Annotated in this window: 20 protein-coding genes; 5 read left to right on the top strand and 15 right to left on the bottom strand. The window is 26.5% G+C overall.

Annotated features, from left to right (window positions below; genetic code table 11):
• Positions 1-45 precede the first annotated feature (45 nt).
• The 3 genes from D9T19_RS11950 to D9T19_RS11940 are packed head-to-tail and all read left to right on the top strand — an operon-like array spanning position 46 to position 2,695.
• The gene (locus D9T19_RS11950) at positions 46-591 is read left to right on the top strand and encodes a methylated-DNA--[protein]-cysteine S-methyltransferase (protein WP_121628471.1); all 546 of its coding nucleotides are present in this window, start codon (positions 46-48) and stop codon (positions 589-591) included.
• Positions 592-2,001 carry a phosphomannomutase/phosphoglucomutase gene (locus tag D9T19_RS11945; protein WP_121628470.1) on the top strand — a complete coding sequence of 470 codons (1,410 nt, stop codon included), beginning with the start codon at positions 592-594 and terminating at the stop codon, positions 1,999-2,001.
• Positions 1,976-2,695: a carbon-nitrogen hydrolase family protein gene (locus tag D9T19_RS11940; protein WP_121628469.1), complete on the top strand. Its 720-nt coding sequence runs from the start codon at positions 1,976-1,978 to the stop codon at positions 2,693-2,695. The genes D9T19_RS11945 and D9T19_RS11940 overlap by 26 nt, the downstream gene beginning before the upstream one ends.
• Before the next feature lie 65 nt (positions 2,696-2,760).
• Here D9T19_RS11940 and D9T19_RS11935 read toward each other — a convergent pair whose 3' ends face one another.
• Positions 2,761-2,970, bottom strand: coding sequence for a hypothetical protein (locus D9T19_RS11935; protein ID WP_121628468.1), 210 nt, complete (start codon positions 2,968-2,970; stop codon positions 2,761-2,763).
• A gap of 163 nt (positions 2,971-3,133) precedes the next feature.
• On the opposite strand from D9T19_RS11935, the gene D9T19_RS11930 reads away from it, so the two are divergent.
• The gene (locus D9T19_RS11930) at positions 3,134-3,631 is read left to right on the top strand and encodes a transglycosylase SLT domain-containing protein (RefSeq protein WP_121628467.1); all 498 of its coding nucleotides are present in this window, start codon (positions 3,134-3,136) and stop codon (positions 3,629-3,631) included.
• Positions 3,632-3,633: 2 nt separating this feature from the next.
• Here the strand turns inward: D9T19_RS11930 and D9T19_RS11925 are convergent, their stop codons facing one another.
• From D9T19_RS11925 to purB, 11 genes are all read right to left on the bottom strand, one after another.
• Positions 3,634-4,119 (bottom strand): helix-hairpin-helix domain-containing protein, encoded by a 486-nt coding sequence (locus D9T19_RS11925; RefSeq protein ID WP_121628466.1) that lies wholly within the window; start codon positions 4,117-4,119, stop codon positions 3,634-3,636.
• On the bottom strand, positions 4,116-5,219 hold the full coding sequence (locus tag D9T19_RS11920) for an OmpA family protein (protein WP_121628465.1): 1,104 nt from the start codon (positions 5,217-5,219) through the stop codon (positions 4,116-4,118). Before D9T19_RS11920 ends, D9T19_RS11925 begins: the two co-directional genes overlap by 4 nt.
• Positions 5,220-5,369: 150 nt before the next feature.
• On the bottom strand, positions 5,370-6,803 hold the full coding sequence (locus D9T19_RS11915; RefSeq protein ID WP_121628464.1) for an EAL domain-containing protein: 1,434 nt from the start codon (positions 6,801-6,803) through the stop codon (positions 5,370-5,372).
• A 103-nt stretch (positions 6,804-6,906) separates the two neighbouring features.
• A complete protein-coding gene (locus D9T19_RS11910; RefSeq protein WP_121628463.1) occupies positions 6,907-7,161 on the bottom strand; it encodes a hypothetical protein in 255 nt (84 codons plus the stop codon).
• Positions 7,162-7,242: 81 nt separating this feature from the next.
• Complete coding sequence (locus D9T19_RS11905; protein WP_121628462.1) at positions 7,243-8,376, bottom strand: PepSY-associated TM helix domain-containing protein; 1,134 nt, start codon at positions 8,374-8,376, stop codon at positions 7,243-7,245.
• A 133-nt stretch (positions 8,377-8,509) separates the two neighbouring features.
• The gene (locus tag D9T19_RS11900; RefSeq protein ID WP_121628461.1) at positions 8,510-11,596 is read right to left on the bottom strand and encodes an efflux RND transporter permease subunit; all 3,087 of its coding nucleotides are present in this window, start codon (positions 11,594-11,596) and stop codon (positions 8,510-8,512) included.
• Complete coding sequence (locus D9T19_RS11895; RefSeq protein ID WP_121628460.1) at positions 11,593-12,798, bottom strand: efflux RND transporter periplasmic adaptor subunit; 1,206 nt, start codon at positions 12,796-12,798, stop codon at positions 11,593-11,595. Before D9T19_RS11895 ends, D9T19_RS11900 begins: the two co-directional genes overlap by 4 nt.
• Positions 12,795-14,168 carry a TolC family protein gene (locus D9T19_RS11890; RefSeq protein ID WP_121628459.1) on the bottom strand — a complete coding sequence of 458 codons (1,374 nt, stop codon included), beginning with the start codon at positions 14,166-14,168 and terminating at the stop codon, positions 12,795-12,797. The genes D9T19_RS11895 and D9T19_RS11890 overlap by 4 nt, the downstream gene beginning before the upstream one ends.
• A 713-nt stretch (positions 14,169-14,881) precedes the next feature.
• Complete coding sequence (locus D9T19_RS11885) at positions 14,882-15,901, bottom strand: ribonucleotide-diphosphate reductase subunit beta (protein WP_121628458.1); 1,020 nt, start codon at positions 15,899-15,901, stop codon at positions 14,882-14,884.
• Positions 15,902-15,952: 51 nt separating this feature from the next.
• A complete protein-coding gene (locus D9T19_RS11880) occupies positions 15,953-18,337 on the bottom strand; it encodes a ribonucleoside-diphosphate reductase subunit alpha (protein ID WP_121628457.1) in 2,385 nt (794 codons plus the stop codon).
• 13 nt (positions 18,338-18,350) lie between these two features.
• Positions 18,351-19,679, bottom strand: a complete 1,329-nt coding sequence (gene purB, locus D9T19_RS11875; RefSeq protein ID WP_121628456.1) for an adenylosuccinate lyase — start codon at positions 19,677-19,679, stop codon at positions 18,351-18,353.
• 136 nt (positions 19,680-19,815) lie between these two features.
• Here purB and D9T19_RS11870 point away from each other — a divergent pair, with 136 nt between their 5' ends.
• A complete protein-coding gene (locus tag D9T19_RS11870) occupies positions 19,816-20,712 on the top strand; it encodes an RluA family pseudouridine synthase (protein WP_121628455.1) in 897 nt (298 codons plus the stop codon).
• On the opposite strand, the gene D9T19_RS11865 is transcribed toward D9T19_RS11870, so the two are convergent.
• From D9T19_RS11865 to D9T19_RS11855, 3 genes are all read right to left on the bottom strand, one after another.
• On the bottom strand, positions 20,702-21,112 hold the full coding sequence (locus D9T19_RS11865; protein ID WP_121628454.1) for a YqaA family protein: 411 nt from the start codon (positions 21,110-21,112) through the stop codon (positions 20,702-20,704). The two genes, D9T19_RS11870 and D9T19_RS11865, sit on opposite strands and share 11 nt — an antisense overlap.
• Complete coding sequence (locus D9T19_RS11860; RefSeq protein WP_121628479.1) at positions 21,113-22,021, bottom strand: DMT family transporter; 909 nt, start codon at positions 22,019-22,021, stop codon at positions 21,113-21,115.
• Between the two features lie 296 nt (positions 22,022-22,317).
• Entirely contained in the window at positions 22,318-22,947 is a 630-nt protein-coding gene (locus D9T19_RS11855; protein ID WP_121628453.1) for a helix-turn-helix domain-containing protein, read from the bottom strand.
• Between the last annotated feature and the right edge of the window lie 2 nt (positions 22,948-22,949).

Raw genomic sequence — 22,949 nt, 5'->3', positions numbered from 1 at the left:
TTAATAAATCATTATAACTTATTTTCTTTATGATAAAATTCACTTATGAGAGAATATAAAACAAAGACAAAAGAAATAATACTAACAACTACAATAGATACTCCATTTGGTCAAATGTTTGCAGCTGCTTCAAAAAAAGGAATTGTAATGCTTTGTTACTTTACACCTTTTAATATAGAAGCTAGAATTGATATTTTAAAAAAGAGTTTTGATACTGATGTTATTCCAGCAGAGTGTGAATACTTTGATATGCTAAGAGTTCAGCTTGATGAATATTTTAATAAAAAAAGAACAAGCTTTGAATTACCAATGCAATTTTTAGGTTCAACATTTCAAATAGAAGTATGGAAAGAGTTATTAAATATACCCTATGGTACTACACAGAGTTTTTCTACATTTGCTTCAAAGATTGATAGCTTACAAACACAAAGAGCAACAGCTAAGGCAATTGAAAGTCCACTGGCACAAAATATGTTAAATATTATAGTTCCTTGTCATAGAATCCAAAAAGATGATCAAAGTACTAATGTATATGCAGGAGGAGAAAAAGCAAAAGCTTTTTTATTAGATTTAGAAAGTAAAAGAGTTTAAGTGATAAATCAATCAATATTTAGACAATATGATATTAGAGGTATTGTCCCAAAAGAATTAAATAGCCATAATACTAAACTAATAGGGTATTACTTAGGTTTAGAAATACAAAGAAGAACAAAGAAGCAAGCGTATATTGTTGTAGGCTATGATATTAGAAAACACTCTTATATGCTTTTTGAATCTTTGATTTCAGGACTTAATAAATCTGGATGTAAAGTATTAAATATTGGACTTGTAGCAACTGGTGTTAATTATTTTGCTTCATATCAAGAGTTTAGTATAGATAATACACAAATTAAACCTGATGCTTCAATTATGATAACAGGTAGCCACAATGCAAAAAAATATAATGGCTTTAAAACTACAATACAAAATCAACCATACTTTGCAGATGATTTAATCAAGCTTTTTGAAGATATAAAGACAAATGAAAGTATAGAAATTCTTGATAATCATAACTTTATTAAAGTTGATGCAAAAACTTTATATATAGATTATATGATTAAACAATTCTCACATTTAAAAGACTTTCCTACAAAATTTGTAATAGATTGTGGAAACGGTATGGCAAATACAGTTATTACAAAAATATTTGATAAACTAAATCTAAACTATAAAGCTTTATATACAAAACCAGATGGTGATTTTCCAAATCATCACCCAGACCCAAGTAATGAAAAAAACTTAAAAGATTTGAAAAGCCTTTTAAAAGATGATTGTCATTATGGTTTTGCTTATGATGGTGATGCAGATAGAATTGCAGTTCTAACACAAAAGCATAATATTAAAGGTGATATTTTAGCTTTTTTATTTTCTAAAACTATGAAAAATCCTGTAATAATAGGAGAGGTTACATACTCACAGAATGTTTTTGATGAAATTAATACTCATGGAACTTCTGTTATGAATAAAACTGGATATTCAAACTTACGATTAAAGCTTCAGGAATTAAACGCTGATTTAGCAGCTGAGGTTTCAGGGCATATATTTTTTAATGATAGATATTATGGTTATGATGATGCAATTTATGCAACATTTAGAGTATTAGAATTAATCCAATCAGGAATGAATATAGATGAAGAGATAGATTCACTTCCAAAGATATATACAAGTTCTAATATTGAAATAGAAGTAAAAGAAGAAGATAAATTCCCACTTATAAAAGAAATAGAAAAATCACTAAAGAAAAAAAATAGAGATTTTCCAATTATAAAAAATATTATAAAAGTTGATGGTCTTAGAATTAACTTTGAATATGGTTGGGCATTAGTAAGAGCATCAAATACAAATCCAATACTTGTGACAAAATATGAAGCAAGCTCTTATGCAACAGCTAAAACATATCAAAATGCCCTAGAAAGATTAATAAAAAAGGAAATAAATGAACTTAGTATCACTACAAATTAAAACAGATGAAGATTTTTCAAAGAATCTAAAACATTTAAAAGATTTAATAACAAAAGCTCCACAAGATTCAATTATCCTAGCTCCTGAAATTGCACTAAGTGGTTTTTGCTATGACAAAATGCAAGAAGCAGCAGAATTTTCTATTAAAGCAATTGAACAAATAAAACAATTAGCTATAAATAAAACAATAGCCTTAACATTAATTACAGAAGAAAATGGAAAGTTTTATAATACACTTCATATTTTTGATAAACAAGAAGTAATTCATACTCAATCAAAAGTCAAACTCTTTCCTTTAGGAAATGAACACGAGTATTTTACAGTAGGAAAAAAAGAAGATATTAAAATAATTGAAATAAATGGAATAAAAATTGCAACACTAATTTGCTTTGAGTTAAGATTTCCCCAACTTTGGCAAAAAGTAAAAGGTGCTGATATTATTTTAAATCCTTCAATGTGGGGAATAAAAAGAAAAGATCATTATGAAACTATTTCAAAATCTCTTGCTTTAATAAATCAATGTTTTGTGATTGCTTCAAATAGTGCTGATTTTAATATGGGAAAAGGAAGTGCAATTATTTCACCATTTGGAAATGTAAATAAAGATGATGAAAAAGAGATGATAATTCAAGAAATTGATTTAGATGAAATAAAAAAAGTAAGAAAATATATAAATATTGGTTTAGATAATTAGTAAGAAATTTATAAAAATAAATTTAAAATGTGAGAAATTCAAATAAAAGGAAATAGATTAAAAATTTAATCTATTTTCATTGCAGCTTTGATATCTTCTAAAGCTACACCACTTTGTTTGGCTAGTAATGCTATTTTAATAATTCTTACTATGTGATTTGGTATAAATTTGTATGTTGTAAAAGTAGTTGCTTTTACACCTATCTCTTCTGCAAAACTTCGTTGAGAAGTAAAGCCAATCTCTCTAATTAATTTTTTGAATTCTTGTTTTTTCAATCTTTTTACATCTCATTAAATTTTTTTGGAATTATAATAAGGACAAACTAAATAGTAAGTTAAAATACACCGAAAACTAGTAAAAAATAGCTAAAATTTGACAATTTGTTATATTTAATATATAATTCGCACTTTAATTTAAGAAATAATAAAGGAAACATATATGAATATAAAAATTACATTATTAGTAATGTTATTAATAACAAATATATTTGCATCAAATTTTAACCCATCGAAATTAACATCAAAAGAAATTAAGACACTAAAACAAATAAAAAAACAAGGTAAAAAACTAGGCCTTAGCTATACACTAATGGCTATTGCGATTAAAGAATCATCAATTGGAAAATATCTTGTAAATGTAGATAGCAAAGATTATGGTCTTTATCAAGCAAATATTAAAACTGTTCTTAGTAGGCAAAAAGCAAAAAATACTTCTTGGAATAGAAATAAATATGCTATGAAATTGATATCTGATTTTAAATTTGCTACTAAAAATGCAATTGCTGAATTAGTTTATTGGAAAAAAGTTCATAAAAATGACTGGAAAAAAGTTTGGAGCAGTTATAACGGTGGATGGAAATATAATAGCAAAAGAGCTAGAGATTATTCAAGAGATATTGCTAGTATTATTCGAAAATTAAAAAAGATAAATGTTTAATTTTAATTAGCATCTACTTCTCCATTCTCAATTTTTTGACTATAAACAGTTTGCTTCCCTGCCTCTAAAATTTTTGCTTGCTCAACCCATTGATTCTTTTTGGCACAATTAGGTAATGATAGAAATTCTTCTATCCAATCACAATTTTTATTTGACCATGCAGCAATTTGGTTAAAATGGAATATACCAAGTTTATTTAAATTCTCTTCAACTTTAGAATCAATGCCCTTAATTTTAATAAGTTTATCTTTACCTGAAGGTCTTGGTGAGCTTAAAATAAGTGGTTTATTATCCACACTAGAATTTTTTCTAAAAATTGGATTTACACTAGATTTTGATTTTATATTAACTACATCATCTTTAACATTTTTATTATTAGAAGGTCTATAAGTACTTCCAGAACTTTTTCCAAGTAAATACCCAATAATTCCCCCAATAAATGCTGCAATTACTAAATTTACAACTATCAATGATGCCGTTTCAATCATTTCTCTTCTCCTACTATAAACTCTACTCTTCTATTAATCTCTGACAATCCATCAGCATCATCTTTAGCAATAGGAAAGTCTTCTCCATATCCTACAGCTTTAATCCTCTTAGGATCAACACCAAGAGTAACTAAAGCATTTTTAACACTATTAGCTCTATCTTGTGATATTCTTTTATTTAAAGATGCTCTACCTCTTGAATCAGTATGCCCACCAACTTCTACATTTAACTTACTATTTGCCAATAATATATTTGCAATTTCTGTAATTGTACTTTTTGATTCTTCTGTTATATTTGTACTTCTTCTTTTAAAAGTAATTTTATTATCTGAAGTTAATTCATTAATACTATTTTGGGCTATTATAACTGTTTTTGACCTTGTATCTATAACTTCTGTCCTAGTATTTTCTGCTTTATTTAATTTATCTTCAGATTCGATATTTAATTCTATAGATTCATTTTTTATTTCTTCAGAAATATTATCAATAACTTTGTCTGTATTTGATTTAAAAGGTTCTTTAATATCCATAATAATATTAAGTTTACTTTTTAATATTATTGAATTTAATAAAGGTTTAAAATTAGAATCTTCTAACTCACCTTTTAATAAGATTTTTCCATCTTCTATAGATAACTTAGACCCATCTACAAAAAACTCTTTAAAAGAATCTATTAATAAAGATAATTTATTTAATAAAACAGCATCTTTAACTCTATTTTCTTCAAATATATAATTACCATTTCTATTGATATTTAATAAGTCAACTATACTTTTTACTTGTAATTCATTTTTAAAAGTACCATTCATAAGAACAATACCATCAGATTTTATCAATTCAAAATCAATAGGTTTTTTATTTTTATTAATTCCATTTTTAGGATTAAATCCTAATTTTTCTAATATCGAATTTTTAAATTTACTTATTTTTACTACAAATGAATCTTCATATTCATCAAACATTAAGTTTTTATTATCAGTATTTATATTTTGCATTTGATTATCATTTGATATTGTCTTATAATTAAATGTTGATATAGTATATATTATTAGAATAATTAAAGCTATAAATAAAAATAAAATTTTTTTCCCTAATGACATCTATTTCCTTATGAATTTTATAATTTTTTTAATTATATCTTATTTTTTGAAAAATGTTTATTAAATAAATAATATATAGGTGATTTTAACTTCTTTTTATAAATAAAGAAGTTAAATAAGTAATAAAAAACATCTCATAATTAAAAGATTCTAGATATCTTCTATTAATTCAGGTTCAGCAAAAAAGAATCCTTGAGAATAATCTATTCCTAATTCTCTAACTAAAATAGATAGTTCTTCATTTGATACAAACTCTGCAATAGTTTTAAAATTATTATCTTTTGCAAAAGACACTATTGTTTTCACAAGATTTATATTCCCTTGATTTTTTAATAGATTTTGAATTAAACTACCATCAATTTTTATATAATCAGGCTGTAGATTTAAAATATCTACCCAATTAGAATATCCAGAACCAAAATCATCAATAGCTAGTGAGCATCCATATTCCCTTATTTTATTTCTAAATATTGATAATTCACTATAACTTCCTATATTTTCTGTTTCAAGAATTTCAATTGTTAGTTTTCTCGCTGTTTGTTTATTTTCATCAAGCTTTTTGTAAAAATATTTTAAAATCTCTTCGTTATCAATATCAATATATGAAAAATTAATAGAAAAACCACATTCAATATTTTTAAAATCATTAAATGCCTTATCAATAATTATCTTTGTAATATTCGGATAAAGCTTGAATTTTTTTGATAATTCTATAAAAAAATAAGGTGATAATAATTTTCCATCTTCTAGCTTGATTCTAGCTAATGTTTCATATTTTGAAACTTTTTGAGTTTTATTATCAATAATTGCATGATAAACTGGAACAATTTTATCTTCTAAAATTGAGTTTTTGACAATTTTTAGCATATTGAGTGTTTCTTCTTTTTCTCCAGTATTGTATTTACCTTCGTCATAAGAAAATATATTTTTATTTAAGCTTTTTTTACACTCATGTAAAGCTAATGTAGCTGTAAAAAATCTTGGCTCAGTATTTGAATACGCAATATTTAAACCTAAATGAAAATAATTTTTATCAAAGTGAATTACATTATCTTCAAATTCATTTTTTATTATATTACAGATTCCATCTACATCATTTTTATTATAAAAAAATCCATATTCATCCCCATATAATCTATATAATTTAGTATTTGCATGTTTTGTTACAGTTTTTAATAATCTAGCTGAGATCTCACATAAAAGTAAATCTGCATTTTCAAAACCAAGTGTTTTATTAATAGTTTTAAAATCAATTATATTTAGGATTATTACATATGAATTAAGATTCTTTTTTCTATCATTTAAAAATGATTCTCTATTTTCTAAACCAGTAAGTTTATCAAGTTTGTGCAATTTTAATAATTTTTTACGACTTCTATTTAAATCTATATTTTCTTTAAATATATAAAGTAATAATACAAAAGATAAAATAAGAAATAAAATTATATATAAATTAAAATTGTTTTTTTTGTAAAGTACAGAGTATTCATATATTTTTTCAATTAAATTTGAATTTACTATTATTAAAGATAAAAAAATAAATACACTAACCGCAATAATTTCATTAATATATTTATTTTTCACATATTTCCTAATTCATTTTTCTCGTTATTATAATTAAATTATTTTAATTTAAACTTTAATTTAGAATAGGCTAAAAGTAAGATAATTTTAATCTTACAATAAATTATTTATTTAATAAATCAATCCAAAAATACCTAATATTAGTTCCTCTATTAAGGACTTTCCACCCATAAGATAAAGAGTGGTATTGAAGATTTTCATCAATTATTCTAAACATCATCTCTTTTTTACAAATTTCACCAAGAATTTGTGTAAATTCTATAAATATAAAATCATCTTCAATATCAATAGTATAAATTGACTCTTCAATATCTTCAAATTGTTTTTTTAGAAATTCTTCTACTTTTTGTTTTAACATAAATTTATCCTTTAAAATTGAAAAGTATTTTACTGTTATTTTATTCTTATAAGATTAAACAAAATAGTAGTTTTAAAACTACTATTTTATCTTAGATTTTTTCTTTTTCTTACGGTTAAAATATAACATAAACCCAGTTATTGTAAATAATGACATAAGTGAAGATGTAATAAACATAGCTGTTTGTCCAACAACACCAAAAAATTCTCCTGTATGGACTTGTAAAAAACTACTCATAACTTTTTCATTTAAAGGTTTTTCTTCATATTTCTCATTTTTTAGTATTTTATTATTACTAATATCAAATTGTAAAGTATTTCTAGCTCTATAATGTGCTGGATTTACATCTAAATAATTAACCGTATAAACAGTTCCACTTTTCGGTAAACTTATAGTTGCCTTTGAATAATCATCTTTAATTAAGTCATTAAACATAGTAATAGCTTTTTCATGAGAAGTGAAACTTATTTTTTCACCTTTTGGTTTATTTTGCCTAGAAGACATTCCTCTTTTTGGTTTTTCTACACCTGTAATTTTATAAAGTGCTGTGTTATACCAAGAATAAGACCAATAAAGTCCCGTTAAAGCTGATGTTAAATAAAAAGGTATTACCCACATACCAACTGCACTATGCATTGTTGAGATAAATGCTCTACCATTATGCTTTGTTGAAAATGTGAAACTTTTGAAAAATGATCTTTTTATTCTTCCCCAATAAATAATTATTGCTGAAATCATTAAAACAATTAAAGAAACCGTAGAAATAGCAACTATTTGTTTTCCAACTTCTCTAGCATCACCTGTAAAAGCTAACCACCTATGAAGTCTTTTTACAAAACTAAAAAAATCTTTTCCTTTTAAATCGGGTAAAACTTCTGCTGTATATGGATTAACAAAATAGTTAACACCTTTTCTAGCTGCTTTTCCCTTTCCTTTTCCTGCTATATTAATTACTATTGAACTACTAGCATCGTTTGAAAAAGTAATTCTATTTATCTTTGATTTTGGCATATTTTCTTGAAATTTTTCAAGAATAGCTGTAGTAGATAATTTTTTTGTATCAGAAATTGATACAATATAACTATCTTTATTAATTATCTTTAAAATCTCTTTTTCAAATGACATTATAGCCCCAGTAGTTCCAATAATAAGTAATATTATCCCTGCAGTTATTCCTAAAAACCAGTGTATTTTAAACCATACCTTTTTATGCATATTCCATTTCCTATTTAATTTTTTGAAATAATACATTAACTTTTTTAACCATTTCTTAATAATATTAATAACGATTATTAAAATCTTTGAATTTTAGGGTTTTTTTTAAGAATTAAAGAATAAAGAGTTTTCTTTATTCTTTAAAAAACTTGATTAGATTATGTACTAATAAGTAATTTACTGGAACTAAAATAAGTGTAGTAAAGGTTGCAAAAAGTATTCCAAAACCAAGTGATGTAGCCATTGGAATTAAAAACTGTGCATTTGTAGATTTATCAAAAAGTAGGGGTAATAAACCAAAAAAAGTTGTTAAACTTGTAAGCATTACAGGTCTAAATCTCGCAACTCCTGCATTTAAAACTGCATACATAATATCTTTCTTTTCTTCGTAAGTTTTATTAATATAATCAACTAAAACCAAAGAATCATTTACTAAAACTCCCATTAAAGCCAACATTCCCATAAAACTTAAAATAGTTAAATCCATACCTAAAATCCAATGCCCAACAACTGCACCTATTATTCCAAAAGGAATAACACTCATTACAATTATAGGTTGAACATAAGATTTAAAAGGTATTGCCAAAAGCACATAAATAGCAAATACAGCAAATAAAAGTGAATAAACTAAAGAGTTAAAAGTCTCAGCTTGTTCTCTTTGTTCACCTTCAAAACTGTATTTTACATTTGGATATTTTAACAATAATTCATCCATATAACTTGTAAGTTCATTTTGAAGTGCAAACATATTTGTATTGTCTTTATCTATATCTGCTGTTACATTTATTGTTCTAAATCTATTTGTTCTTGAAATAGAAGAGGGACCTTTATTTGGTACAAGATACGCAATATTACTTAAAGGTATTTTATCACCTGTTTGTGTTGTAATCATAAGATTATTTAAAGTTGATATAGATTTCCTATCATCTTCTTCATATCTAACCATTACTTTTACATCATCTCTTCCTCTTTGTATACTTTGAACTTCTAGCCCATAAATAGCAGCTCTTACTTGTTGTGATACTTCTTGTTTTGTAATTCCTAAAAGTTTTCCTTCTTTTGTAAGTTCAATTTTAAGTTCTTCTTTTCCATCTGATAAGGAATCTGTTATATCAAAAACTGTATCAAAATTTTCTAAGTATTTTTTTATATCATTTGAAATAAATGTTAATGTTTCCATAGATGAACTTGTTAGTTGAACATCAATAGGATCTCCACCTCGTCCTCTCTCGGCTCTATATTCAACATTTTCAGCACCGATTATATCACCTGCTATTTCTCGCCATTCTCTTGCTAATTGTGCTGATGTTACTTTTATCTCTCTTTTTTCTGGTGGTGTTATTTCAAATTGAACATTTCCTTGATTGCTAATTCCTCCACGACCACCTGTTTTTGTCATAATATTTTTTATAACACTTTCGTTTGTATCTTCATCTCTATATTTTTCTCTTAAGAATTCAGCAGCTTTTGTTATATGAATAGTATGTTTATTTGTAACTTCAAAAGGAGTACCTGAGGGCATTGTTAATGTAACACTTATAGATTCACTAGGAACTCTTGGAAAGAATATAAATTTTGTCCAACCTCCAACAATTAAAGCAATAATAAGAGAAAGAATTGAAATAAAAATACTTAATGTAATAAATTTATTATTTATAGCTGTTCTTAATATAGGTTTATAATATTTTAGAATAAGTCCTTCAAAGCCATCTGCAAATTTATGTTGGAATTTTTCAAATCTATTTTGCTTTTTGTTTTTATCTCTTAATTTTATATGTTTTAAATGTGATGGCAAAATAAATTTTGATTCAATCAATGAAAAAAGAAGTACAGGAATTACAACATAAGGTATTTGTGTAAATAGAGCACTTCTATCTCCTTGGACAAAAATTAAAGGAGCAAAAGCTGCTACTGTTGTTAAAACACCAAAAGTTACAGGTTTTGCAATTTCTATTGTTCCATTTATTGCTGCTGTTTCACCATTGGGGGATTTTCCTAGATGGGTGTAAATATTTTCTCCTGTTACAATTGCATCATCAACTACAATCCCAAGGACTAGAATAAAACCAAAAAGACTTAAAACATTTAAAGTAATATCAAATATAGGCATTACAAAAAATGCACCTGCAAAAGATATAGGTATTCCTAAAAATACCCAAAAAGCAATAGCTGGTCTTAAAAAAAGTGTTAATAAAATGATTATTAAAATACTACCTTGAACCGCACTATTTAAAAGAATTGATAATCTTCCTTTTACAATCAAAGAATCATCATCCCAATAACTAAGTTCATATCCTAAAGGAAGAGTTTCTCTTTTTTTATCTATAAAATCTTTTACTTGATCTGCAACATCAATAGCACTTTCTTTTCCAACTCTAAAAACATCAATAAATACAGAGTTTTTACCATTAAATCTACTTCGTAAAGGTGTTTCTTCAAAACCATCACTAATATTTGCAATATCTTTTAATCTTACAGTTGAACCATCTGAATTTCTTTTTATAATAATATTTTCAAATTGATCTTTTGTATAAGCTTGAGATTTAACTCTAACTAAAATATCTCCATTACTTGTCTTTAAATTACCTGAAGATAAATCAATACTTGAACTATTAATAGCATTTGATATTTCACTTATTGTTAAATCATATTGAAGTAGAATATCCTGAGAGACTTCAACACTTATTTCATAATCTCTAATACCTATTAATTCTGCTTGTGTTACACCTGAAAGCTGGACAATATCATCTCTTATATTTTGTGCATATTCTCTTATTTCTTTTTCATCATAATCACTTGAAAGTGTTACAACTATAACATCTCGTTTTTTAATAGTTTGTTCAATTATAGCCTTATCAGCATCATCAGGAAATGTATTTATAGCATCAACTCTATTTTTTATTTCAGCTAATAATACTTTTGCATCATAACTACTATCTATTTCAACTTTTACAGAAGAACTTCCTTCACTTGAAGTACTTTTTATCTCTTTTATTCCTTCTAAATCAGCAATTGCTTCTTCAATTTTTATTGTTAAACCTTGTTCCACATCTTCTGGTGTTGCACCTGTTAAACTCATACTTATACTTACTTCATCTTTTTCAATTGAAGGGAAAATTTCTAAAGGTATAATTTTATATAAAGAGAACATTCCAAATGCAAAAATAGTAATCATTAATAAATTTGCGGCAACACTGTTCTTTGCAAACCATGTAATCATCTGTCTTCACCTTTGTTACGAGGTTTTCTATCACCTTTTTGTCCTGCTTCTCTTCTTTTGCCTTTTTTTCTTTTTACATCATTTTGTTTTATACTTCCATTTTCATCTAATACATCAACTTTAGTTCCTGAACTAACTACTCCTAGCGTTGTTAAAACTAAATTATCATTTTGTTTTAAACCACTTTTTACTAAAGTATTATTATCATCTTGCCATAAAATCTCAATTTGATTTCTTTGTAAAACTCCATCTTTTTCTAAATAAACATAAGAGCTTTGATAAACTGAATCATTTGGAATTACCATCACATCTTTTAATTTTTTTGCTTGAATTTTTGCTTTTAAATATTCACCGATTTTTATTTTTTTACTGTTTTCTTTTATTTCAGCGATTAAATAAAGTTGTTTTGTATTTGTATCAATACTACTTTCACTTCTTGCAATTTTTCCTTTAAAGCTTGTGTTTGTTATTTCTGAATTAAATACTATATTTGCTTTATTGTCAATATCAATTAAGTTTAAGTCTTTGTTTTTAATTGGTAATCTAACTTCGATAACATCACTTGAAAATATTGTTCCTATTTGAGTATTACTTGCTAATACTTGCGCTATTGAAACATTTTTTTCTATAACTCTTCCATCATAAGGAGCTAAAATTTTAGTTCTTTTAGAGTTTAATTTCGCTTTTTCTAATTGTGCTTGTGCAGCCATTAGATTTGCTTTTGCTGATTGAAGTTGAGGAACTCTTAATACTAAACTATTTGGTTTTCCTTTTATATTAAACTTTTCCCAATCTTCTTTTGCTTGTTTAGATTTTGCTTGTTCTTCTAATAAAGCTTGTTTTGCTAAAACTAATTGTGCTTGTGCAATCTTTTCATCAGAAATATAATCTAAATCTTCAATTTGAACAAGTAAATCACCTTTTTTAAAGTAAGCACCATTTTTGAACTTGTCATTTACATAGATTACTTTTCCTGAAACTTGTGAAGTAAGTGTTGTCTGAACACTTGGTTGCGCCGTTCCAAAACTATCAAGGGAAATTAAAAAGTCTTGTTTTACAAGTTTTTTTACTTCTACTTTTATTTTTGAAACTTTTGCTTTTTGCTTTTTTGCTTCAGGTGGATTATCAAATATTATATAAACAACTCCAATTGTTCCAAGTATTATGATAAATGGAATTAATATTTTAAAAATCTTTTTCATTGTTTATCTTCCTTATAATCTTTAGGTAAAAAGTCTCCACCTAATGCTTTATGTAAATTTATACTGTTTTGTATTATTGATGCTTGCATTTGTATTATTGAGCTTTGTGTATTATAAAAACTCTCTTGTAAATCTAAAACCGTTGAGTATTCAATCAAACCTTTTAAATATTGATTAAAAGATAATTCCAAAGATTTTTTGGCATTTTCATTTGATGTTTTTAATATTTCATACTCATTTTTTAGGTTTTTTTCTTCTTGAATATATGTTTCAATCTCTGTCAAAGAATCAAAAACTGTTTTTAAATACTCTTGTTCTGCTTTTTTTAATTCATAATAAGCTATTTGTTCGTTTGCTTTTAATTTTCCAGCATTAAAAATAGGTGCAGTTATTCCTGTAGCTAATGACCATAAAGTTGGTAAACCATCATCTTTTATATTTTCTAATGAAGTAGAAATACTAAGACTTGGCAATCTTTGTTTATGTGTAAATGCCAAAGTATAATCTTTTGATAAAAGAGCATTCCATGAAGCACTAATTGATGCTTTTCTTTCAATTAATTCTGATGGTATTCCAACATTTGCTTTTTCTTTTATCAATGGCAAATCTTTGTTTATATCAAGTTTTCCAGAAGGGTAGTTTGAAAGAAGTTGTTCAAGTTGGTATATTGCTTGGCTTTTTGTAGTTTGAAGATTTGATATTTTTAACTCTTGAGTATAAATACTGTTTTTTGCAAGTAAAGTATCCAAAGCCTCGCTTAATCCTTGTTTATATCTTGAAAGAGTTAATTCATAAGATTGTTTTGAAGTTAGTAAATTCTTTTTATATAAATCCAAAAGCTTATTTGATTCTATAATCTTATAATAAAGTAAAGATACATTGCTTATCAACTCTTGTTTAGCTTCTTCATATAAAGCTTTTGTCTCCAACAAGTCCATATTTGCACTTTTTTTAGAATCAGATAGCTTACCCCACAAATCAACTTCATAGCTTAAATCTAATGAAGCATTTAAAGAAGTTGTATCACTACTTCCCCCAATTTCACCATCTTTTGAAGTGTTAATTTCAAAGTCAAGATTTGGAAAAAGAAGACTATTTGTTGCTATTAACTCTTGCTGTTTTATTTTCACATCAAAACCTAATTGTTTTAATTCAAAATTATTATTTAAGGCAATATTTACAATATCAAGTAAGTCTTTATCATTAAAATTAGATAACCAGTTTTCTTTTAATGCTATATTTACATTATTGTTATTGAAGTTTGAAGGTAGACTTGGATTTTTTATTTTAGTATCAAGCTGATTATAGGCACAACCTGTAAAGAATAGGAAAAAGACACACAATAAACTATGCCTGTAAATAACGAACATATAGACTCCTTGTAAAGATGATTTATTTTAGTATATTTACTTTAACAAATTTTTAATGAGATTGGTTTCCTTGTGCATATTTTAAGGTTTTTGTTTATAAATTTAAAAATCGATGAGATTTAAATTAATCTTTTAGATTCACATTAAAAATAAAACAATTTGATGTTAAGATATTAAGATTATTGGATGATATTTTTGTTTGTAAGTTAAATAAAAAATTAAAAAGGATTTTAGATTAGAGAAGAACTAATAAAAAAAGGAATTTTAGTAGGCTTGTTATTGTTAATCCTACTTGTATATATGTTACTTAGATAAATGAAGAATTAAAACTAAAAATAAACAACTTATTACTAGAAGTCTATCTGGAGTTAAAATAAATTCTTAATTTTAATGAGGAGTTATTACTCCTCATTTATTTAACAGAAATACTGAGTATTATTTTGAAATTCAAGCATAGCCAGTATAATTTGAAATATGATAAAAATATCTTTTCTTTTTAACTTCTTTCTCAATTTATCTCCTTTTTTATAGCATGCTTTATCCTTATAAAAAAGTAATACTTAATACATAACTATAGTAATTTTTGATTAATAAATCTTGAAGAAGTTGTAAGATATAATTTCAGTCATGACAAAGAAATATATTGGTTTAACTTCTCAAGAATTTAAATCGGTATATTAGTTTTATGACCTTTCGGTCAAATTTACCTACTTTTAAAAATCATCAAAATCAATAGAACCTTTACTATAATTCACTACATTCGATTCGAAGAAGTTTGCTCTTTGATCATTAAATGATGCATATCCATCAACCCAAGGAATAGGGTGTTTTACATTATATTCTGGTTTATATCCAACTGCATCTAGTCTTTTATCTGCAAGGTATTGAATATATTGTTTGATAATCGCATCTGTAAATCCTAAAACTTGACCTTGAGTGATATATGAACCCCAAGAAGCTTCTAATTCAACTGCTTTTCTAAACATTACTCGAACTTTTTCTTCAAGTTCTTTTGTGAATAAATCTGGTCTTTCTTTTCTAACAGAGTTAATCATATTTTGGAATAATAATAAATGTGTAACTTCATCTCTTTGAATAAATCTAATCATTTGAGAAGAACCTAGCATTTTTCCTGATTTCCCAAGAGCATAAATAGCTGCAAAACCAGCGTAGAAGTATAAACCTTCTAAAATCTGATTTGCAAAAAGTGCAAGTACAATTTTTTCATCTGTGATATTACCAGAAAGATTTTTATACACATCAGAAATATAATTATTCTTTTCTCTAAGTTGTAAATCATTTTTCCACATATCATAAATTTCATCAGTATTATCAGAAATAGATTCAACCATTACAGCATATGATTTAGAATGATTTGCCTCTTCATATGCTTGTCTAGAAAGACAAGCATTAACTTCAGGTGCTGTAATATATGGATTAATATTATCCATTAAATTATTTGTTTGTAACGAATCCATAAAAATTAATTGAGATAAAACTAAATCATACATTCTTTTTTCAGGATCAGAAAGATACTTATAATCTTTTGCATCTGCTGTCATTTGTACTTCTTTAGGAAACCATGTGTTTGCTTCCATAGTATCCCAAAGATTTAATGCCCATTGGTATTTCATTTTAGTGAAGTTAATCATTCCATCACTATTCCCACCAAAGATTCTTCGATCGTTTAAACTCTCTTTTGAATCTGGGTTGTATATTACTTTTCTATCCATGGATTCTCTCTTATATTTTATTCATTTTTTTATTTATATATGGAATTAATCTTATTGACAACCAGAACATTCCATACTTCTATCTTCTACATCATTATTAGCTTCAGGAGATTGACTTCTTAGGTAATATGTAGATTTTAATCCAAGTTTCCAAGCTAATGTATAAATTTCATGTAAATATCTACCACTTGCTTTATCTAAAGACATAAAAATATTTGTACTTTGACCTTGGTCAATCCATTTTTGTCTAATAGCTGCTGCTTTAATTACTTGTAATTGATCAATTTCAAAAGCAGGTGTATAATAAGACCATGTTTCAGGAGATAATTTTGGAACAACAACAGGAATTAATCCAGATAAGTTTTCTTCATACCATTTTCTTTTATATACAGGCTCAATTGCTTGTGTAGTACCAACAAGAATTGAAATTGAAGATGTAGGTGCAACTGCCATTAGGTAACCATTTCTCATACCATTTACTTTAACTTCTTCTCTTAAAACATCCCAATTATAAGCTGAATCAAAAAGATCTCTATTTACAAGTGCATTTACAGCTTGTGGTGCATGGTCGTGAGGCATAATACCTTGACTCCATTTTGAACCTTCAAATGTTGGATAAACACCTTTTTCTGCACCTAATTTTGATGAAGAAGAGATTGCATTATATGAAATTGCTTCCATTATAGTATCAATCTTTTTAAAGTGTTCATCAGAACCCCATGCTAATTTATGCTCTGCTAGCATTTCAGCTTCACCCATAACACCAAGACCTATTGATCTAGATTTTAAGTTTGTTGCTTTTACTTTTCTTAATGGATAAAAATTAAGGTCAATTACATTATCAAGCATTCTAATAGCAATTGGAACAACTCTTTCAATATCTTCTCTTGTATTTATTCTAGATAAGTTTACTGATGCTAAGTTACATACAGCTGTATCTCCATCTATTTTATGTTTTTCAACAATAAATATTTTTTTACCATTAATTGAATCTAATGCAGTTATTTTATTTGCTTTTTTCTCAATTCCTGCATCAACTTTTACTAACTCTTCTTCTTCATAAGTTAAGATTGAACCATCATTAAACTCTATTTTGATTTTATAATGGTTTGGATTTGTATTTTGAAAAATCTCTGTACAAAGGTTTGAACTTCTAATATGTCCAACATGACTATTTGGATTTGCTCTGTTTGCATTATCTTTAAAACAAAGGAATGGCGAACCTGATTCAAAATAAGATGTTAAAATCTTTTTCCATAAATCTTTTGCTTTCATTCTATCTTTTGTAATAGTTTCATCTGTTTCATAAGCTATATATCTAGCTTTAAAAGCATCACCATGAAGTTCTGATAAATCTTTTACTTCATAAGGATCAAATAAAGTCCAGTAAGAATCTTCTAAAACTCTTTCCATAAAAAGGTCTGTAATCCATAAAGCAGGGAATAAATCATGTGCTCTACGTCTTTCTTCTCCTGAGTTTTTCTTTAAATCAATAAAATCAACTATATCCATATGCCAAGGCTCAAGATAAACAGCGATTGCACCTTTTCTAGTACCTAATTGGTCAACTGCTAAAGCTACATCATTTGTAATTTTAAGAAAAGGAACTGTTCCACCTGCAGCACTTTTATGGTCATCTATAACACCACCTAAGGCTCTTACTTGATTCCAATCCCAACCAATACCACCACCATATTTAGATAATAGTGCCATTTCATGATAAGAATCAAAAATACCCTCGATATTATCAGGAGTTGAACCAATATAACAAGATGATAATTGATGTCTATTTGTTCTTGCATTTGATAAAGTTGGAGTTGCTAACATTACTTCAAATTTTGAAACTACATCATAGAACTCTTTTGCTCTTTGCTGTTTATCTTCTTCATCTTGCGCTAAAAATATTGCAATTGCCATAAACATTTGCTGTGGTAACTCAATAGGGTCACCTTTTTTATTTTTAACTAAATATCTATCGTATAAAGTTTTAATTCCAAGATAATTGAATAAGTAATCCCGTTCAGGTTTGATATAATCATTTAAATCATCTAAATCAAAACCATCACCAAGATTAGGAAGAAGTCTTCCTGCATCTTTTCCATATTGTAAATAATCTTTAAAATGACAATATGGTTCACCTTTTATGCCATGAGTTACTTTTCCAACTCTATGATATAAATCAAATATAAATAGTCTAGCAGCTGTAAATGTCCAGTTTGGAACATCTATATCTATTTTTTCAACAGCTGTTTTTATAAGTGCATCTTGAATATCAGCGCTTCCCATTCCGTCAATGAATTTAATTTGAGCATCAAGTTCTAATTCACTCTGACTTACTCCATCTAAATCCGCTGTTGCATCAATAGTCATCTTTTGAATTTTAGTAATATCTAAAACTTCTTTACGACCATTTCTTTTTTGAATCATAATTGCCATTATTTAATTACCTTTATTTAAATACTCTTTTGAAAATTGCACTAACATTTTTAGTATAATATTCAAAGTTAAAGCACTCTCTAATTTGTTTTTCTGACAATGAATTTCTTAATTCTTCATCACCTAATAAATATTGTAAATATAAAGATTCTCCTTTTTTATTTGTCGAAGGTTTACCTTGTTGTATTTCTTGCCAAACTTTCATAGCATTTCTTTGAACAATTCTGTATGCATCTTCTCTTGAAACACCTTTAAGTGGTAATTCTAATAATACTCTTTGAGAAAATACTAATCCACCAGTTAAATTTAAGTTTTTCATCATATTTTCAGGCATTACTGTTAAGTTTGCGATTACATTGTTCATTCTGTAAAGCATAAAATCAGCTGTAATAAATGCATCTGGTAACCAAAATCTTTCATTTGATGAGTGAGAGATATCTCTTTCGTGCCATAAAGCAACATTTTCCATTGCAGGTGCTGCAAATGATCTAATAGTTCTTGCTAATCCTGTAATATTTTCAGTTAAAATAGGATTTCTTTTATGTGGCATTGCTGAAGATCCTTTTTGACCTTTTGCAAAAAACTCTTCACACTCGTAAACTTCTGTTCTTTGTAAATGTCTTACTTGAACAGCAAATTTTTCAATACTTGAAGACATTAATGCTAGTGCAGTAGCAAGTCTTGCATATCTATCTCTATGAATTACTTGATTTGAACAAGGTTCAGGTTTTAATCCTAATTCTTTCATCGCATATTCTTCAAGTTCTAAAGGAGCGTGAGCAAAGTTACCCATTGCACCAGAAATTTGACCAACAGATATAACTTTTAGTGTTTCTTTTAGGTTTTTAAGATGTCTTTTCATTTCATCATACCAAACAGCCAAAGTTAAACCAAAAGTAATAGGTTCACCGTGAATACCGTGAGATCTTCCTACCATTAAAGTATATTTATGCTCTTTTGCTCTTTTCTTAATTGATTTCATAAGCATTTTAACATCTTTGATAATTAACTTTAATGAATCTCTCATTTGAAGTGCAACACCAGTATCAACTGCATCTGAAGATGTCATACCATAGTGAAACCATCTTGATTCTTCTCCAAGAGATTCTGAAACACTTGTATTAAAAGCAATTAAATCATGTCTTGTAACAGCTTCTATTTCTTCGATTCTCTTAACTGAAAAAGTTGCATTTTTAACAATCTTTTTACAATCTTCATCAGGAATCAATCCAATTTTATTCCAAGCTTTTACTGCTGCTTTCTCAACTTCAAGCCATGCTGCATATCTTGCTTTTTGAGTCCATTTTGAACTCATCTCTTCTCTTGCGTATCTTTCAACCATCTGTACATCCCTTATAATCAATGTTTTGAGTATTTTATAAAAAATTAGTATTTATTTAAGTATGATATACTATCTAAATAAGACAAAAAGCAAAATAAAATTTAAACTATTTAATAAACTATTTCAGGATATAACATTGCCCTTCGTTTTAAAAAAAATCAAAGCTATAAAAGATAAAAAACTAAGTTTATTCTTACTGCAAGACTTGAAAGTTAATCATCGTAATGCCCAAAGATACGCGGCTCGAGGTAGAGTATTTGATGAAAATCTAAATACACTAAAGCCAGGAGATAAAATTCCAACTGAATACATTAATATGGCAGTATTTGAAGGTATTTCAAGAGGGCTTAAACCTCTATTGGAACTTGAAGAGTTCGCTATTTTTGATAAACCAACACACCTAATGGTTCATCCCATTTCAAAAAGTACACCATACTCACTTTTAGATGAAATTAGATTTCATTTTGGAGAAAATGCAAATTTAATACATAGAATTGATGCTGAAACTTCAGGTCTTGTAATCGTAGGGAAAAATAAAAAAAGTGAAAAAACTTTAAAAGATATGTTTGAAGAAAAGAAATATCACAAATCATATTTAGCCCTTGTTGAGGGAAAAATTAAAAATGAAATTACAATAGATTCATCCCTAGAAAAAGAAGGTTTAAATATTGGTGTAAGAATGAAAGCAGGGGAAAGTGGTAAAAAATCTTGTACTATTATCAAACCTATTAAATATAATAAAGAAAAAAATATTACACTAATTGAAGCTATTCCACTTACAGGAAGACAGCATCAAATTAGAGTTCATTTATATTCAATTGGCCATAGAATTGTAGGTGACCCAATTTATGGAATTGCTGATGAAATTGCAGAAGATTATTTAAATAAAACTCTAGAAAAAGACAAAAGAGAAAAAGAGACAGGAAGTCATAGATTATGGCTTCATGCAAATTATTTAGAGTTTACATTTAAAAATATTACATATAAAATCAAATCAAAAAATGATGATATTCATACTTTTTTTACAGAATAATAAGTGTAATAAAAAGATATCTTAAAAACTTCGCAAGTACAACTAAAAGAATAAATCTCTTTAAATTGTACTTCAAAACTCCTGCTATAAAAGTGATAGGATCCCCAATAATAGGTAACCAAGAGAATAAAATACAAAAACCACCATATTTATCAAAATAATTTTTTGTTTTTAAAATAGAACTATCTTTAAGTAACTTTTTCCTTATTAGAAACTCTTCTCCTTTTAAACCTAAAAAATAGTTTAGAACTGAACCTAAAGAGTTTCCAAAAGTTGCAACAATTAGAAGTATATAAATATTATAACCTTCATTAATATCATAAATTAATAAAGCTTCACTTCCAAAAGGAAGTAAAGTAGCAGAGATAAAAGCTGATAAAAAAAGTAAAAAATATACCAACTATTTTCTTCTAATAAATTTCACTATCTTTTTTAATGGTGTTTCAGAAATAAATACACCAAATAATATTGTACCACAAGCGATAAACTCTATAATACTAAGCTTTTCATTTAAAATAAAATATGCCAAAATTAAAGTAAATACAGGAATCAAATATATAAAAACTGCAGCTTTTGAAGCTTCGATTTTTGTTAAAGCATAATTATATAAACCATATCCACCAAGTGTAACAATTACACCTAAATAAAGTACACATAAAATTGCGTTTGTTGTAAGATTTAAATCATTTGTACTATACTCATAAAGGGAAAAAGGAAAGAAAAATATTGCTCCTATAAATACTTGAATAGCAGTTATAAATAAAGCTGAATATTTATCAGATAAATATCTAGCAACTATTGTATATCCTGCACCACAAACCATTGCAAGAAGTTCATAAAAATTCCCTAATAAAGGGTTTGGAGCATTTACACTTGATACAGCTTGTAAACTTAACCATACAGCGCCACTAAGTGCAATTAGTGAACCAATTACAAGTTGTTTTGAAATTATTTCTTTTAAAAAATATCCCGCTGCCATTGCTGTAATTATAGGCATTAAAGATGTAATCATCCCAACTTGCGAAGCTGTTGTAAGTTGTATCGCTTTTGCTTCAAATATAAAATATAAACAAGGTTCAAAAAAAGCCAATAAAATAATATACTTAATATCACTTCTTGAAAAATCATATTTGATAAAATCTTTAATAAAATAAACAAAGCATAAAGATGCAGTAAACATACGTAAAAATATTACAGTATAAGGCTCTAAATCAACCATTGCAGTTTTCAAAGCAATAAAAGAACTAGCCCATATAAACATTGCAAATGTTAATGACAGTATTCCAACTATGCTATTTTTTTTGTTCATAAAATATTCTCGACTTTCAATTAAAAATGTATTATACATATAATTTTAACTTTTAGTATTAATTTATAATAAATTTAAGATTTTTTAGATAGAATACTCTTCCAAAAGAAAAGCACTGAGAATATTTTGATATTTTGAGTGCTCTTCTTTAGACCTTTACAATCATTATTAAAGACAAAGCCCCAGGATGGGAACATAGCAAGGCACCTTTCTTAGTGGTGTGTTTGGGTATCTGGAGAAGAGTACTTTTTAAGTACTCTTTTTTTTTGCACTTTTTTCTGTATAAATACTAATTTTTATAATAAATCTTTAAAATCTGACTTTACTATTAAAAGTTTTTTATCTTTTTTATTATAAATAAATCTTCTATCATTATTTTTTATAGCTGTTAAAATAATTAATTTTATATCATTTTGTGATTTATGATTTCTTTTCATCAATATTGAAAAATCTTTTAATGAAATAAATTCTGTTTTATCATTTTTTTGAGTAGTTGTATTTTTTTGTAATTCTGCTATTTGAGGTTTATAAATAGAACGCATTTCATTAAATGCACTTTGAAGTAATTTTATTTCAGATTTTAGTACATCCATTACATTCTCTTGATTTTTTTCTAATCTATTAATCTCAGAAATATATTGTTTTTTCATCCATTTTAAAGATTTTCTTAATAATAAAATTTGCTCATTTTTTACCTCAATAATTGACGTATTTTTATCATTAATATTTGTATTTGTATTAATACTTGCTTTTTTATTTTCCACATGAGTTATGGATTCTTTTTCCATTTCATCAGTAATATATACAAAAATCTTTCCAGATTTTTTGATTGATTTTAACTGATTTTTTTTAATTCTATAGTGTATTCCTTGTAAAGAAAGCCCAAGAATCTCGGCTGCTTGAGATGTAGTAACTAATCTTTCCAAGG

Origin of the sequence: Poseidonibacter antarcticus (assembly GCF_003667345.1) — a bacterium.
In the GTDB taxonomy this organism is placed as follows: Bacteria; Campylobacterota; Campylobacteria; order Campylobacterales; family Arcobacteraceae; genus Poseidonibacter; species Poseidonibacter antarcticus.
The sequence above is the reverse complement of the archived record's forward strand: the minus strand, read 5'-3'. Positions and strand labels throughout refer to the sequence as shown.